Source organism: Porphyromonas gingivalis ATCC 33277 (assembly GCF_000010505.1).
GTDB classification, from domain to species: Bacteria; Bacteroidota; Bacteroidia; order Bacteroidales; family Porphyromonadaceae; genus Porphyromonas; species Porphyromonas gingivalis.
Map to the genome: position 1 here is coordinate 1,955,347 of NC_010729.1, position 14,231 is coordinate 1,969,577.

At 47.7% G+C, this 14,231-nt stretch carries 13 protein-coding genes, 1 tRNA gene and 1 pseudogene; 14 read left to right on the top strand and 1 reads right to left on the bottom strand.

What is annotated here, in order from left to right:
* Positions 1-68: 68 nt before the first annotated feature.
* Positions 69-1,346, top strand: a complete 1,278-nt coding sequence (gene eno, locus PGN_RS08275) for a phosphopyruvate hydratase (RefSeq protein WP_012458500.1) — start codon at positions 69-71, stop codon at positions 1,344-1,346.
* Between the two features lie 124 nt (positions 1,347-1,470).
* On the opposite strand, the gene PGN_RS08280 is transcribed toward eno, so the two are convergent.
* On the bottom strand, positions 1,471-2,085 hold the full coding sequence (locus PGN_RS08280) for a porin family protein (RefSeq protein WP_021662358.1): 615 nt from the start codon (positions 2,083-2,085) through the stop codon (positions 1,471-1,473).
* A gap of 236 nt (positions 2,086-2,321) precedes the next feature.
* Between PGN_RS08280 and PGN_RS08285 the strand changes: the two genes are divergently transcribed.
* From PGN_RS08285 to PGN_RS08345, 13 genes and pseudogenes are all read left to right on the top strand, one after another.
* A tRNA-Lys gene (locus PGN_RS08285) sits at positions 2,322-2,394 on the top strand.
* Positions 2,395-2,961: 567 nt separating this feature from the next.
* A complete protein-coding gene (nrfH, locus tag PGN_RS08290) occupies positions 2,962-3,573 on the top strand; it encodes a cytochrome c nitrite reductase small subunit (protein ID WP_010956414.1) in 612 nt (203 codons plus the stop codon).
* A 21-nt stretch (positions 3,574-3,594) separates the two neighbouring features.
* Positions 3,595-5,155, top strand: a pseudogene (gene nrfA, locus PGN_RS08295) (ammonia-forming cytochrome c nitrite reductase).
* Between the two features lie 70 nt (positions 5,156-5,225).
* Entirely contained in the window at positions 5,226-6,521 is a 1,296-nt protein-coding gene (locus tag PGN_RS08300) for a cytochrome c biogenesis protein ResB (protein WP_012458503.1), read from the top strand.
* On the top strand, positions 6,514-7,329 hold the full coding sequence (locus tag PGN_RS08305; protein WP_012458504.1) for a cytochrome c biogenesis protein: 816 nt from the start codon (positions 6,514-6,516) through the stop codon (positions 7,327-7,329). Before PGN_RS08300 ends, PGN_RS08305 begins: the two co-directional genes overlap by 8 nt.
* A 268-nt stretch (positions 7,330-7,597) precedes the next feature.
* Positions 7,598-8,119, top strand: a complete 522-nt coding sequence (locus PGN_RS08310) for an NAD(P)H-dependent oxidoreductase (RefSeq protein WP_004583466.1) — start codon at positions 7,598-7,600, stop codon at positions 8,117-8,119.
* On the top strand, positions 8,116-8,880 hold the full coding sequence (gene kdsB / locus PGN_RS08315) for a 3-deoxy-manno-octulosonate cytidylyltransferase (RefSeq protein ID WP_012458505.1): 765 nt from the start codon (positions 8,116-8,118) through the stop codon (positions 8,878-8,880). Before PGN_RS08310 ends, kdsB begins: the two co-directional genes overlap by 4 nt.
* Before the next feature lie 43 nt (positions 8,881-8,923).
* Complete coding sequence (gene dnaG / locus PGN_RS08320) at positions 8,924-10,945, top strand: DNA primase (RefSeq protein ID WP_012458506.1); 2,022 nt, start codon at positions 8,924-8,926, stop codon at positions 10,943-10,945.
* Positions 10,946-11,176: 231 nt separating this feature from the next.
* Positions 11,177-11,404 carry a 4Fe-4S binding protein gene (locus PGN_RS08325; protein ID WP_004583469.1) on the top strand — a complete coding sequence of 76 codons (228 nt, stop codon included), beginning with the start codon at positions 11,177-11,179 and terminating at the stop codon, positions 11,402-11,404.
* Between the two features lie 18 nt (positions 11,405-11,422).
* Complete coding sequence (locus tag PGN_RS08330) at positions 11,423-12,505, top strand: 3-methyl-2-oxobutanoate dehydrogenase subunit VorB (protein ID WP_005874126.1); 1,083 nt, start codon at positions 11,423-11,425, stop codon at positions 12,503-12,505.
* A 20-nt stretch (positions 12,506-12,525) separates the two neighbouring features.
* A complete protein-coding gene (locus PGN_RS08335; RefSeq protein ID WP_012458507.1) occupies positions 12,526-12,705 on the top strand; it encodes a hypothetical protein in 180 nt (59 codons plus the stop codon).
* 16 nt (positions 12,706-12,721) lie between these two features.
* On the top strand, positions 12,722-13,486 hold the full coding sequence (locus PGN_RS08340) for a thiamine pyrophosphate-dependent enzyme (RefSeq protein ID WP_013815155.1): 765 nt from the start codon (positions 12,722-12,724) through the stop codon (positions 13,484-13,486).
* 28 nt (positions 13,487-13,514) lie between these two features.
* The gene (locus PGN_RS08345; RefSeq protein ID WP_012458509.1) at positions 13,515-14,060 is read left to right on the top strand and encodes a 2-oxoacid:acceptor oxidoreductase family protein; all 546 of its coding nucleotides are present in this window, start codon (positions 13,515-13,517) and stop codon (positions 14,058-14,060) included.
* Positions 14,061-14,231: the final 171 nt, after the last annotated feature.

Here is a 14,231-nt window from a genome sequence, read left to right on the forward strand (position 1 = left end):
GAAAAGGTGTATTTTTGTGCGGCTTAATGAAAAGAAGTTTAATCAATCCTTAGTAATAACAAGAAGAAATGGAAATTGTAAAGATTATTGGCAGGGAGATCCTCGATTCCAGAGGCAATCCGACGGTCGAGGTAGATGTACACCTGGCCTGTGGCATAATAGGACGCGCGGCTGTACCCAGCGGAGCTTCCACCGGTGAGAATGAGGCTATCGAGCTTCGCGATCAGGATAAGGCTCGCTACTGTGGCAAAGGTGTCCTCAAGGCTGTGAAGAACGTAAATGAAGTGATAGATCCCGCACTCTGCGGAATGTCTGTATTGGAACAAACAGCTATTGACCGCAAGCTCATCGAATTGGATGGCACCAAAACGAAAAGCAACCTCGGAGCAAATGCCATGCTGGGCGTATCACTGGCCGTAGCCAAAGCAGCTGCAGCTTATTTGGATATTCCTCTCTACCGATATATCGGCGGTTCGAACACCTATGTTCTGCCCGTTCCTATGATGAATATCATCAACGGCGGTTCTCACTCGGACGCTCCTATCGCATTCCAGGAGTTCATGATCCGTCCTGTAGGAGCATGCTGCTTCCGTGAGGGCTTGCGCATGGGTGCCGAAGTTTTCCATGCACTCAAAAAGGTGCTTCACGATCGTGGTCTGAGTACTGCAGTCGGAGATGAAGGAGGTTTTGCTCCTGCCCTGAATGGTACGGAAGATGCTATCGAATCGATCCTCAAGGCTGTGGAAGCTGCCGGATACGTGCCCGGTAAGGATATTACCATCGCAATGGACTGCGCCTCTTCCGAGTTCTTCAAGGATGGTATTTACGACTACACCAAGTTCGAAGGCGAAAAGGGCAAGAAACGCTCTATCGATGAGCAGGTGGCTTATCTGACCGAACTGGTTGGCAAGTATCCCATTGATTCTATCGAAGACGGTATGAGCGAAAATGACTGGGAAGGTTGGAAGAAGCTGACCGTAGCTTTGGGAGATAAGGTTCAGCTCGTCGGCGACGATCTCTTCGTTACCAACGTGGAATTCCTTCGCCGTGGTATCGCCGAGAAGTGCGGCAACTCCATCCTTATCAAGGTAAACCAGATTGGTACGCTCACAGAGACCCTGAATGCCATCGAGATGGCACACCGTCACGGCTTTACCAGCGTTACTTCGCACCGCTCCGGAGAGACAGAAGACACCACTATCGCAGACATTGCTGTAGCAACCAACTCCGGACAGATCAAGACCGGATCGCTCAGTCGTACCGACCGTATGGCTAAGTACAACCAACTGCTCCGCATCGAAGAGGAGTTAGGCCCTTGCGCTGTATACGGCTACAAGAAAGTGTAAGCGACAAAGTACACACAGGGTACATCTTTCGACTGAATAGGGAAAAGATAGTGCCACTGCCCAAAAAAAGAATGCCCCCGAAGTTGTGTTTCCAACTTTGGGGGCATTTATATTGCCGACTTATTTAGAAGCGAACACCGAGACCCACAAAGAAGTCATGATTACGTAAAGAAGTCTTATCCGGAGCATCCTTCAACATATTAAGCAATCCATGCTCATATCCAATTTGTACGTAATAACGGTCGTAGCTCAAGGCAGCAGACAAGCCCAAGCCCAAGTCGAAACGGTTATATCCGTTATCACCAAAGGCATCTACAGAAGCCGTAACGCCTGCAACTTTAGTCTTAATCGTTCCGGCGACACCATATGCGAAATAGGGACCTGCTTCCAATGAAATAGCCATGTTGTCAGCAAAGCTAAATCTCATACCGGCATTCACCGGTATTTGCAGATAATGCAAGCGAGTTGTCGTTTCACTTAGTGATTCCATCTTAGCACCTCTCATCGTATAGGCCAATCCGGGGGCGAGATAGAATCCATCATTGCTAAGAGCGAACTCAGCAGCGGCACCAACACGTAAGCCTACGATCATCTTATTGTTCACGCTCGTGTTTGCGACTTTTTGCATTAAGTTACTACCGACAAAGTTAGCATCCAGTCTAAGAGCAGGACGACTCTGAGCATTTGCAAAACCGATTGTTGCGAACAGCATAGTAGCTGCCAAAATCATTTTCTTCATTTTTCGTTCTTTTTTGAGTTTTGTTCTACAATGTAACACACTCTCTCGTTCAAAAGTATGCCTATACATACCTTCCAATGCAGCAAAGATACACAATGAAACGTATCATTCAAATGGAAGATTTGCACTTATCAGGTGGAATCTGTAAAACGAGAAAAATGGACAAAATATTGGATGATATAAAATTATTACATACATTTGCACCGCATTTCAAACAAAGAAATGCTTCTAAGGCTGAATCGCTAGCTCAGCAGGTAGAGCACATCCCTTTTAAGGATGGGGTCCTGGGTTCGAACCCCAGGCGATTCACGAAAGGAAAGGGGTCATGACAAAATTCGGTTTTTTGAAGTGCGCCCCCAAGAAGTTGGATATTAAATTATCCTTGTGTTATAGAAAGAGTCCGGTACAAAACCGGACTCTTTTCGTTTAATCTTGCCTTAATTCTACTATTTCTATTATTGTTATCTCCTCCAATGCATTGATAAAACTCTCCCGAGAGTCAAATTTCTCTTTACACAGGAGCTATGACCGCATAATACAAAAAGAAGTTCTTTTCAAGTGATAATAGGACACGGAACGAGCCATCTGTTTTTTAACTCTAATAACAAGGCAAAAGTAATGTGTTAGAGATCCTAATTGTAGAACAAAGAAACCAAGGATACAGTATAAACTTTCAAATGCGATAGCCCTGTTTTCTTACGTCGAACTGACGTTACAAATAAAATTATTTATACCTTTGAAAATGCAACAGAGGTGATAAAAGCCTAAAAGACAAAAAAACGCCCAAAAGCATTAGGGATGTCCATTGAGATACCGATACGGAAAAAGGCACCTACAGGACAGTGCTAAAGGCGTGGATTTTTATCGATTAATTCTATGGCGAGGCTAAAGGTTGTATTCGAACGATTTGGGAGGAAACTTCTTCCTTCTTTCCGGCATAAGGTCTTTGCGCTGGTACTAGTTGGTGTATTCGTTGGATTAGGCGCATACCTTGTATATATGTCCAAAGCTTATAGCTACTTAAGTGACGATCCACGAGTTTGTATCAATTGCCATGTAATGGGGCCTTACTATGCCACTTGGCAACATAGTTCCCACGCGATGCGTGCCACCTGCAACGACTGTCATGTGCCACACAACAGTATTTTCAGCAAGTATTATTTCAAGGCATCAGATGGTCTGCGGCACTCCTATGTATTTACCATGAGGAACGAACCTCAACGCATGCAGGCCATATCGGCAAGTCAGGCGGTAATCTATGACAACTGTGTGCGTTGCCACGCTCAACTCAATCAAGAATTTGTCCGTACAGGAATGCTGACCAGGGCGGATATTCGTACTGCAGAAGAGAAAGCATGCTGGGACTGCCACAGAGATGTGCCTCATGGAGGCAAAAACAGCCTTAGCGCAACGCCCAACGGGATTATATCATACCCAAAGTCCCCTGTCCCGCAGTGGCTTAGGGCCTATATAAGCAAGAAGAAATAAACCAAACAAAAGAGCATTTTTATGAAAAACAAGGAACGCAAACTAAAATCCTGGCAAGGATGGCTTATTTTCAGTAGCTCTATGGTGGTGGTGTTCTGTCTGGGACTATTGGCAGCATCCGTAACGGAACGGAGAGCCGAGATCCAGAGCATATACGCCAACAAGAAGGATAAAATCGCTCCTTTTGAAGCTCGCAACGAAATGTATCGCGGTAACTATCCTCGAGAATACGAGACGTGGACTTATACCGCAGATACATCTTTCCGGTCGGAATTCAACGGCAGTCAGGCAATAGACGTATTGGAACAACGTCCCAACATGGTTATATTCTGGGGCCCCGTATCTGAGGAGGTGAAGAGGGCTTTGATAACAACGTCCCAACATGGTTATATTCTGGGCCGGCTATGCCTTCTCCAGAGACTATACATCTCCTCGCGGTCATATGCATGCTATACAGGATATGCAGCGTACCCTGCGAACCGGGAATCCGGGAATCGATGGGGCAGGAGACATGCAGCCCGCCACGTGCTGGGTATGTAAGAGTCCCGATGTGCCACGCATGATGCAAGCCATTGGAGTAGACGAATTCTATAAAAACAAATGGAGCAGTCTGGGCAGTGACATAGTGAATCCGATAGGGTGTGCAGACTGCCATGATCCGGAAACGATGGATCTGCACATCTCCCGCCCCGCGCTTATCGAAGCTTTTCAAAGACGTGGGCTGGATATAACCAAGGCTTCACATCAGGAGATGCGCTCACTCGTATGCGCCCAATGTCATGTGGAATACTACTTTAAGGGAGAAGGCAAATACCTCACCTTCCCATGGGATAAAGGAATGACAATGGAGGATGCAGAACGATATTACGATGAAGCTGAGTATTACGACTATATTCACACCCTGAGCCGCGCCCCCATTCTGAAAGCACAGCATCCGGACTTCGAGATCTCTCAACACGGAATCCATGCCCAGCGAGGTGTGTCGTGCGCCGATTGCCATATGCCATACATAAGCGAAGGAGGAGTGAAGTTCAGTGATCATCACATCACGAGTCCTTTGGCGCACATGGATCGCACCTGTCAGACCTGTCACCGTGAAAGCGAGGAAGAGTTACGCAAAAACGTTTACGAACGTCAGCGGAAAGCAAATGAAGTGCGCAATCAGTTGGAAAACGAACTGGCCAAAGCGCATCTTGAAGCTCAGTTCGCCTGGGATAAAGGAGCCACAGAAAAGGAAATGACCCCCATACTTAAGTATATCCGCCAATCACAGTGGCGTTGGGACTATGGAGTGGCTTCTCATGGAGCTTCATTCCATGCACCGCAAGAGATTACACGTATTCTCAGCAACGGGCTGGAGCGTGCGATGCAAGCACGTATAGAGATAGCTCGGGTACTTGCACGTCATGGCTATACGGATGAGGTACCACTGCCTGATGTCTCCACCAAAGAAAAAGCCCAGAAGTATATAGGCTTGGATATGGATGGGTTGCACAAGAACAAAGAAAAGTTCTTGGAGACAGTGGTGCCCAAGTGGGTGAAGAAAGCAAAAGGAAAAGGTCTTTTGATAGCAGCCAAATAAGGTCTAATACGATAAGACTGATCTGTTCTTTTCACTAAGACTGTTTACTATTTTTTCGGCATACAACACTATGTGGCAGGGACGCTTCGGCTATAGGGAAGGCATATTCATCATATCAGGACTTGCTTTTGTCGGTTTGTTGCTCCAGGTGATCGCAGGCCCGATACCGGCCACAGCTTTCGCTTATCCTTTCAATCTGGTCGGAGGAAGTTTGCTTCTTGCCGGCATCTTGTTTTGGGGCATATTCCATCGTAGAGCTATACGCCGCAATTCGGCCCGTTTTTCCTTTCTATCTGGCCACATAGCCACTCTGACTTCTATCGGTGGGCTACTGCTGCTTGCAGTCATCATGGGGCTGACCAAACAAATCCCCGCAGAAATGGGGAGAGGATTGCAGCACCCTATTCATCGTTTGGGACTTAGCTCCATGCTATCGGCATGGTACTTCCTGCTGCTGTATCTGTATTTGCTCTTTGTACTGGGCTGCGTTACTACAGACAGGCTTATGCGTCTGAAACTGAACCTTCGAGACGGTGCTTTCGTGATGAATCACGTGGGCTTGTTCGTCGCACTTTTTTTCGGGCTTATGTCTTCTGCCGACATCCGGCAATACAGAATGCAAGTATATTCCGACTCCGACTATCCTGAGTGGAGGGGCATAGACCAACGGACAAAAAAAATGGTGGAACTCCCCGTAGCCATAGAACTAAAAAAGTTCGAAATAACAGAGTACCCTCCCAAATTGATGATCATACGCAACAATAGTGGCAAGGCTCTTCCCTATTCTCGTCCGGCGCATCTGTCCATAGATCGGACTCCTTCCAAGGGAACGATAGACCGCTGGCAGATCGAGGTATTGGCGCATCTGCCTTATTCGGCTGCTGTCGTGACCAAAGACTCCGTTGTCTTCCGCGAATTCAGGTCATTGGGAGCCGTACATTCAGCCAGAGTAAGAGCTGCGAATTTAGATTTTCCCCAAGAAGTGGTATCCGGTTGGGTGTCATCGGGTAGCCATGTATTTCCCTATCGAAGCTTACGATTGACGGACAGTCTGTCGCTCGTGATGGCAGAATCCGATCCGAAACAATACAGCTCGCAGGTATACCTATACGCTGAGAATGGCGAGATCGACAGCGCGACTATACTGGTCAATAAACCGCTCCGTTACAGAGGGTGGTATATCTATCAGCTTAGCTACAATCGCGAACAGGGGCGATGGAGTACGATGTCGGAGTTGGAGCTGGTCAAAGACGATTGGCTCTATGGCGTTTATACAGGTATCGGCTTGCTACTGATAGGTGCCGCAATGCTTTTCCTCGGGCCTATACCAGCAAGTACACAAGCAAAAAGAGAAGATCATGATTGACATCCTGCCTTTACTTGATTGGCATCATTTTGTCTATTTTGCGATACCAGCAGTACTACTGCTTATAGTGTCAGCTCTATTCGCTTTGTACCAACGTCGGGTATGGGCTATTTGCATCGCTATCGCAGCAGCTTGTGTACTGATGTTTTTTATCGGAGGCATGTGGCATTCTCTGGAACGACCTCCTCTAAGAACGATGGGAGAAACCCGACTTTGGTATTCTTTTTTTGTGATCATTGCAGGCCTTATCATTTATATACGATGGAAATATCGGTGGATCCTTTCTTTTGCCACCGTCTTGTCCACGGTCTTCATGATTATAAACATAGCCAAACCGGATATCCACAACAAGACATTGATGCCGGCTCTCGAAAGTCCGTTCTTCGTACCCCACGTAATCTCCTACATCTTCGCATATGCCATGCTGAGGGCGGCACTGCTCGTAGGCGGCTACTTCCTCTTTTGCAAGCGCAAACACAAAGAAGTGAATACAAAAGTCTTGATGCATACGACTGACAATCTGGTCTACACGGGATTTGCTTTTTTGATGACGGGGCTGCTATTAGGTGCTATTTGGGCTAAACTTGCATGGGGCACCTATTGGAATTGGGATCCGAAAGAAACATGGGCTGCAATCACCGTATTCAGCTACTTGCTCTACATCCATCACCGGCTCCATCGTCCTCGGGCTTTTGCCCATTCTTTGGTATTGCTAATCGTCAGTTTCCTTTTCCTGCAAATCTGCTGGTATGGGGTCAACTACCTTCCATCCGCTAAAGACTCCAGCATTCATACCTACACACGCTGAATTGCTTGCCTACATAGATTGTAAAAGTTCATGGTATTGTATTTGCACATGCCGATATAGCAGAACTTCGGTAGAATCTCAAGCCATAGATACAATTCCGGCCTATCTCCTATTCAAGAGGACGGAAAAACAGCTTTTCTCGGAGAAATCCTGCTTGCTTTTTTGGCTTATAAATTGTTTCTTTGAAGTCCTAAAATGAGACCTCTTTCCAATTCGAGACTTCTCTTTTGGGGATTCGTCACACTACTTAGTAATATCCTTTTCAACAATGAAAAAAACGCTCGTAATAGTCGTTCACCCCGATTTGACCAAATCCGTTATCAACAAGGCTTGGGCCAAAGCCATCGAAGGTGCAGCCACTATCCACCATCTCTACGAACAGTATCCGAACGGACAAATCGATCTAGCACATGAACAAGCCCTGCTGGAGGCTCATGACCGCATCGTCTTCCAATTCCCCCTCTATTGGTATGCAGCTCCCTATCTGCTGAAGAAGTGGATGGACGAGGTTTTTACTGAGGGCTGGGCCTACGGTGCCGGTGGAGACAAGATGGAGGGTAAAGAAATCTGTGCAGCAGTCTCCTGCGGATCACCCAAATCAGCTTTTGCCGAAGGAGCACAGCAATGCCACACGCTGCGAAGCTACTTGAATGTATTCGACGGGATAGCTGCTTTCCTGCGCGCTCGATTCACCGGCTACCATGCCTGCTACGATTCCTACAATCCTCGCCTGCCGGAAATGCTGCCGGCCAACTGCGAAGCCTATCTCCGCTTTATCAAAGGAGAATGAATACAGAGGTAATAGCCATCATTCCGGCTCGATTTGCTTCCAGCCGATTCCCGGGCAAGCCACTGGCCGATATGCTTGGCAAGTCTATGATCCAACGGGTACATGAGCGAATAGCTGGTGTCGTCCCCCGGGCCGTCGTAGCCACCGATGACGAACGTATCCGTCAGGCCGTGGAGGACTTCGGAGGAGAGGTGGTGATGACGTCCCCAGAGTGCAGTAGTGGTACAGAACGCTGTCGGGAAGCATTCGACAAAGTAGGTCGGGGAGAAAAGATCGTCCTGAATCTGCAAGGCGATGAACCTTTTATCCAAAAGGAACAGATCGATCTGCTGATTTCGGCCTTCGACAAACCAGAAACCGATATAGCTACGTTAGCAGAAGTTTTCTCGTCTGACGCAAGCTTCGAGCGATTGAACAATCCAAACAGCCCGAAGATCGTATTGGATCATGGAGGCTATGCCCTTTATTTCAGCCGCTCCGTTATCCCATATCTCAGGGGGGTACAGCCTGACTCTTGGTGCCGTCGGCATACTTACTACAAGCATATCGGGATCTATGCCTTTCGCCCGACCGTCCTCCGCAAGATAACCTCACTGCCACAAAGTACGGCAGAGCAAGCCGAAAGCCTCGAACAGCTTCGCTGGCTGGAATACGGCTATCGGATTCGAGTGCTGCAAACACAGCAGAGTACGATAGGAATCGATACGCCGGAGGATATGGACAAGGCCATAGCCTATCTCCGTTCGCAGGGAATGGAATGACACATCTGCGACATTATATGTAATATAGAGTATATAGGATGAGATGATTGACGATCTGACTCGAGAAAGGATACTCGATGCGGCCAATATCGTAGAGGTCGTAAGCGACTTTGTTTCGCTCCGTAAGCGTGGAGTGAACTACCTCGGCTTGTGTCCTTTCCATAGCGATCGCAATCCTTCGTTCTCTGTGTCGCCGGCAAAAAACCTCTGCAAATGCTTCGCCTGTGGCGAAGGAGGCTCACCTGTTCATTTCATCATGAAAATAGAACAGCTCAGCTACAGCGAAGCCTTGCGCTATTTGGCACGTAAATACGGGATCGAGATTCACGAACGGGAGCTGACCGATGAGGAGAAGAGACTCAAGAGCGATAGAGAAAGTATGTTCATTCTCAATGAGTTTGCCAATGACTTCTTCAAAAACAACCTTCTCAATACCATCGAAGGCCAGACCATCGGGATGACATACTTTCGCCAAAGAGGTATTCGTCCGGAGACTGTGCAGAAGTTCCAACTCGGCTATGATCCTGAAAAGAGGTCGGCTTTCAGCGACGAAGCCATACGAAAAGGGTTCAAGCCCGAATACTTAGTCGACACAGGGCTTTCCATCCGATACGAAGACAGCAAGGCCTTAGATGACCGTTTCCGCGGGCGAGTCATTTTCCCCGTACAGACCGTAAGCGGCAAGATCGTAGCCTTCGGAGGAAGAATCTTAGGAAAGAAAGACAAGGCCGCCAAGTATGTCAATTCTCCCGAAAGCATCATCTACTCGAAGAGCAAAGAGCTGTACGGGCTATTCTTGGCCAAGAAAGAGATTGCTCGCCGAGATAAGTGCTTCCTTGTTGAGGGTTATACAGATGTCATTTCGATGCATCAATCCGGCATCGAAAATGTGGTGGCTTCCTCCGGAACGGCTCTGACACAGCAGCAGATCAACCAAATACACCGCTTTACTTCGAACATCACAGTTCTATACGATGGTGATGCGGCTGGAATCAAGGCAGCTCTGCGAGGTATCAACCTGCTACTGGAGCAAGGCATGCACGTGAAAGTGGTCCTCCTGCCCGATGGAGAAGATCCGGACAGTTTTGCTCGCAATCATACCATAACTGAGTTCGAAGAATACATCAAGCAGCATGAAACGGATTTTATTCGCTTCAAGACACAGCTCTATCTGAGCGATATGGAGCGTGACCCCATCCGAAGAGCACAGCTAATTACCGATATTATCGGCAGTATCGCTCTGATTCCCGATGACATCACACGCCGTGTCTATGTCCAAGAGACAGGCCAAACGCTTAGTATGGATGAGCGACTGCTGGCTCGCGAAGTCCAAAAGATGAGGTTCCGTAGGAGTACGTACTCCTCCCCACCCCCCCCCACCCAACAGCCGGCGAATGGCTCTGAAAGAAAAAACGATTCCGACAATCTCGTAGGTACGGAAAACCATAGTGCCGAAACTCCTACCGATAATCGTTCTGCGGAGGTGGGGCAACCCTACTATCCGGCCAAATACGAAGAGGAGTTACTCCGTCTGATCATTCGCTACGGCGAAAGAAAACTCCTCATATACAGGCATGAAGAAGGAGCGGAAAAGCAGACTCCATCGGAGGTTGCCTTGGCATATTACATCAAATCGGACTTGAATGCGGATGGAGTGGATATTGGTACTGATGTGTTTAGGCAGATTCTCGATGAGGCTGCCGAACAATCGTTCGACAGTGGTTTTGTCGCAGCCAAATATTTCAGAGATCACCCCAATGCACAGATCAGTCATATCGCAGTCGAGCTACTGACCAACCGCTATGCATTGAGCCGTATTCACTATGGGAAAGGGGATGAGAGCAATGCGGAAGAAGACCTTCAGATGCGAGTGGAACGCGAACTTCTCACCATCAAAAATGTTTTTATTCAGGTACAAATCCGTGCTTTGCAAAAAGAAATCGCACAAGCTCAAAAAGCCGGCGACATCGAATTGCAATTAGAAATAATGAACGAACTGCGCAGCATGAACGAAATGAAAAGCGAGTTAGCGCATCGTCTGGGGGATCGCACCGTATTGCCCTGATTGATAGGGGTGATATAGGCGACTTCGACTTGAAAGAGTCTTATCTCGGATTGACTTCATCACAACAGCACGAGGCCAAAACATGCTAAAGAACATTTTCCCGACAAAAAAGACGTAAACGATCGAAAAAACCGTCTTTATAGGTATCAGGAGGGAAAGAATACCTATCTTTGAGGCGTCAAGATTACTCACTTTTAGGTATTCGAAGTCCTTATTAAAAAGATAACTATAATGGCAAAAATCAGAGGAGCTGTGGTCGTTAATACCCAGCGTTGCAAAGGTTGCAATCTATGTGTAGTGGCTTGCCCGACAAAAGTGCTGGAGCTACACCCAAATGAAGTCAATGACAAAGGCTATCATTACTCTTATATGAAGGATCCCGAAAGCTGTATCGGCTGCACCAGTTGTGCAACGGTATGCCCGGATGCATGTATCACGGTTTACAAAGTGAAATTGTAACAAAAACAGAGAAAAAATATGACAGAAGAAATAAGGCTGATGAAGGGCAATGAAGCCCTTGCGCACTCGGCAATACGTAACGGTGTGGATGGCTACTTCGGCTATCCTATCACTCCGCAGTCTGAAGTTATGGAAACGCTCATGGAGGAGCATCCATGGGATACGACCGGTATGGTTGTCTTGCAGGCAGAGAGCGAAGTCGCTGCCATTAACATGGTTTATGGCGGTGCCAGCTGTGGCAAAATGGTAATGACCTCTTCCTCCAGCCCGGGTATGAGTCTCAAGCAAGAAGGAGTGAGCTATTGTGCCGGTGCCGAATTGCCCTGCTTGATTGTAAATGTTATGCGTGGGGGGCCCGGCTTGGGAACCATCCAACCCGGACAGGCCGACTATTTCCAATCTGTCAAGGGTGGTGGACATGGTGACTATCGTCTGATCACATTGGCACCCAACTCCGTACAGGAAATGGTTGACTTCGTTGGTCTGGGACTGGAGCTGGCATTCAAGTACCGCAATCCTGCACTCATCCTTTCCGACGGTATCATCGGTCAGATGATGGAAAAGGTGATATTGCCTCCGTTCAAAAAGCGTCGTACCGAAGATGAAATCCGCAAGCAATGCCCGTGGGCAACTCTCGGTCGCAAAGGAGGTCGTCAGCCGAATATCATTACCTCTCTCGAGCTTGATTCGGCCGTTATGGAGCAGAACAACCTCCGCTTCCAAAAGAAGTATGCAGAGATCGAAGCCAATGAAGTTCGCTACGAAGAGTATCAGACGGAAGATGCCGACTATATCCTCGTTGCATTCGGATCTTCTGCTCGTATATGCAATAAAACGGTACAGCTTGCACGCCAGCAGGGTATCAAGGCAGGTATCTTGCGCCCGATTACCTTGTGGCCGTTCCCGACCAAGGAGATCGCCAAGCTGGCCGATCGTGCCAAGGGCTTCCTTGTGGCAGAGCTGAATGCCGGTCAGATGATAGAAGACGTTCGTTTGGCCGTAAATGGCAAGGTTCCCGTAGAGCACTATGGTCGTATGGGCGGTATGCTCTTCTCTCCTGATGAGATTCTGCAAGCACTCAAAGAGAAAGTAATCAAATAAGTAGAGAATATAGTCCTAGAATGGATCTCAAGAAAGTCAACGGCATACTGACGATAGTCTTTTATCTCCTATTGGTACTTACGGTGGCCATGTTCCTGTTTTACAGACAGACAGAGCAAAGGTGGCTGTATTTGATACCGGGGGTTGTGGCTGTGGCAGTCAGAGTGACGGGGTATTTCATCAGTTCATTCAAACGCTAATAACACAGTTATCACAATGGAAATCAACGATATTATCAAACCGGAAAACCTGGTTTACGCTAAGCCAACCTTGATGAACGACACGGATATGCACTATTGTCCGGGTTGTAGCCACGGAGTTGTACACAAACTCATCGCAGAAGTAATCGAAGAAATGGGCTTGACGGAAGAAACTATCGGCATCGCCCCCGTAGGATGCTCAGTATTCGCCTATCGCTACATCGATATCGACTGGCAAGAAGCTGCCCACGGCCGTGCACCGGCTCTGGCTACGGCAGTAAAGCGTCTGAATCCGTCTAAGCTGGTATTTACATATCAGGGCGACGGAGACTTGGCTGCTATCGGAACAGCCGAGACCATCCACGCAGCCAACCGAGGAGAAAACATCGCCATTATATTCATCAACAACGGTATCTACGGTATGACCGGAGGTCAGATGGCTCCGACTACCCTTGAAGGTATGGCTACGGCTACTTGCCCTCAGGGAAGAAACGTAGAGCTGAACGGCTATCCGCTGAAGATTGCCGACATGCTTGCTTTGCTCGACGGTACTTGTCTCGTAACACGCCAGACCGTGCACAACGCAGCAGCTGTTCGCAAGACGAAAAAGATGATACAAAAGGCATTCGAAAACTCTATGAACAGAAAGGGTACTTCTATTGTCGAAGTTGTTTCTACATGCAACACCGGCTGGAAGATGAGCCCTGCAGCATCCAATGATTGGATGATGGAGAACATGGCTAAACAGTATCCTTTGGGAGATCTTAAGAATATCGACTAACCACCCATTCAAACAAAAGAAAAGTATCATGACTTACGAAATTGTAATTGCAGGTTTCGGAGGACAAGGCGTCCTCTCAATGGGTAAGATCCTTGCTTACTCCGGTTTGATGGAAGACAAAGAGGTGTCTTGGATGCCTTCATACGGGCCCGAACAGCGTGGGGGCACATCGAATGTGACGGTGATCGTGAGCGACGAACAAGTAAGCTCGCCGGTTCTAAATGAATACGACATTGTGATCGTACTGAACCAACCTTCGCTCGATAAGTTCGAACCGCGGGTTAAGAAAGGTGGCATCTTGGTTTACGATCCGGACAGCATCGTACTCAAGAATAAGCGCGACGATATTCAGATCTACGAAGTGGATGCTACACAAGAGTCGCTCCGCATGGGTAATCAAAAGGCATTCAACATGATTGTCCTCGGCGGTGTTCTCAAGGTTGCTCCGATGGTTAAGATCGAAAGTGTGATCAAGGGTCTGAAGAAGACACTGCCCGAACGTCACCACAAACTCATCCCGATGAACGAGCAAGCCATCCAGCGTGGTATGGAGATCATCAAACAGATACACTGATCTGAAAGAGACAATCTAATTCGATCAACACATATACAAATAACAAGGGGGCTGTGTCAAATTATTTGGCATGGCCCCTTTTAGGTGCGTAAGGATGCGTAAAGTACAAGCATTAAGACCGTGGCTGAATACAAAGAAAGTACGTGGCTGAGCTGAATGTCGCAAGCGACA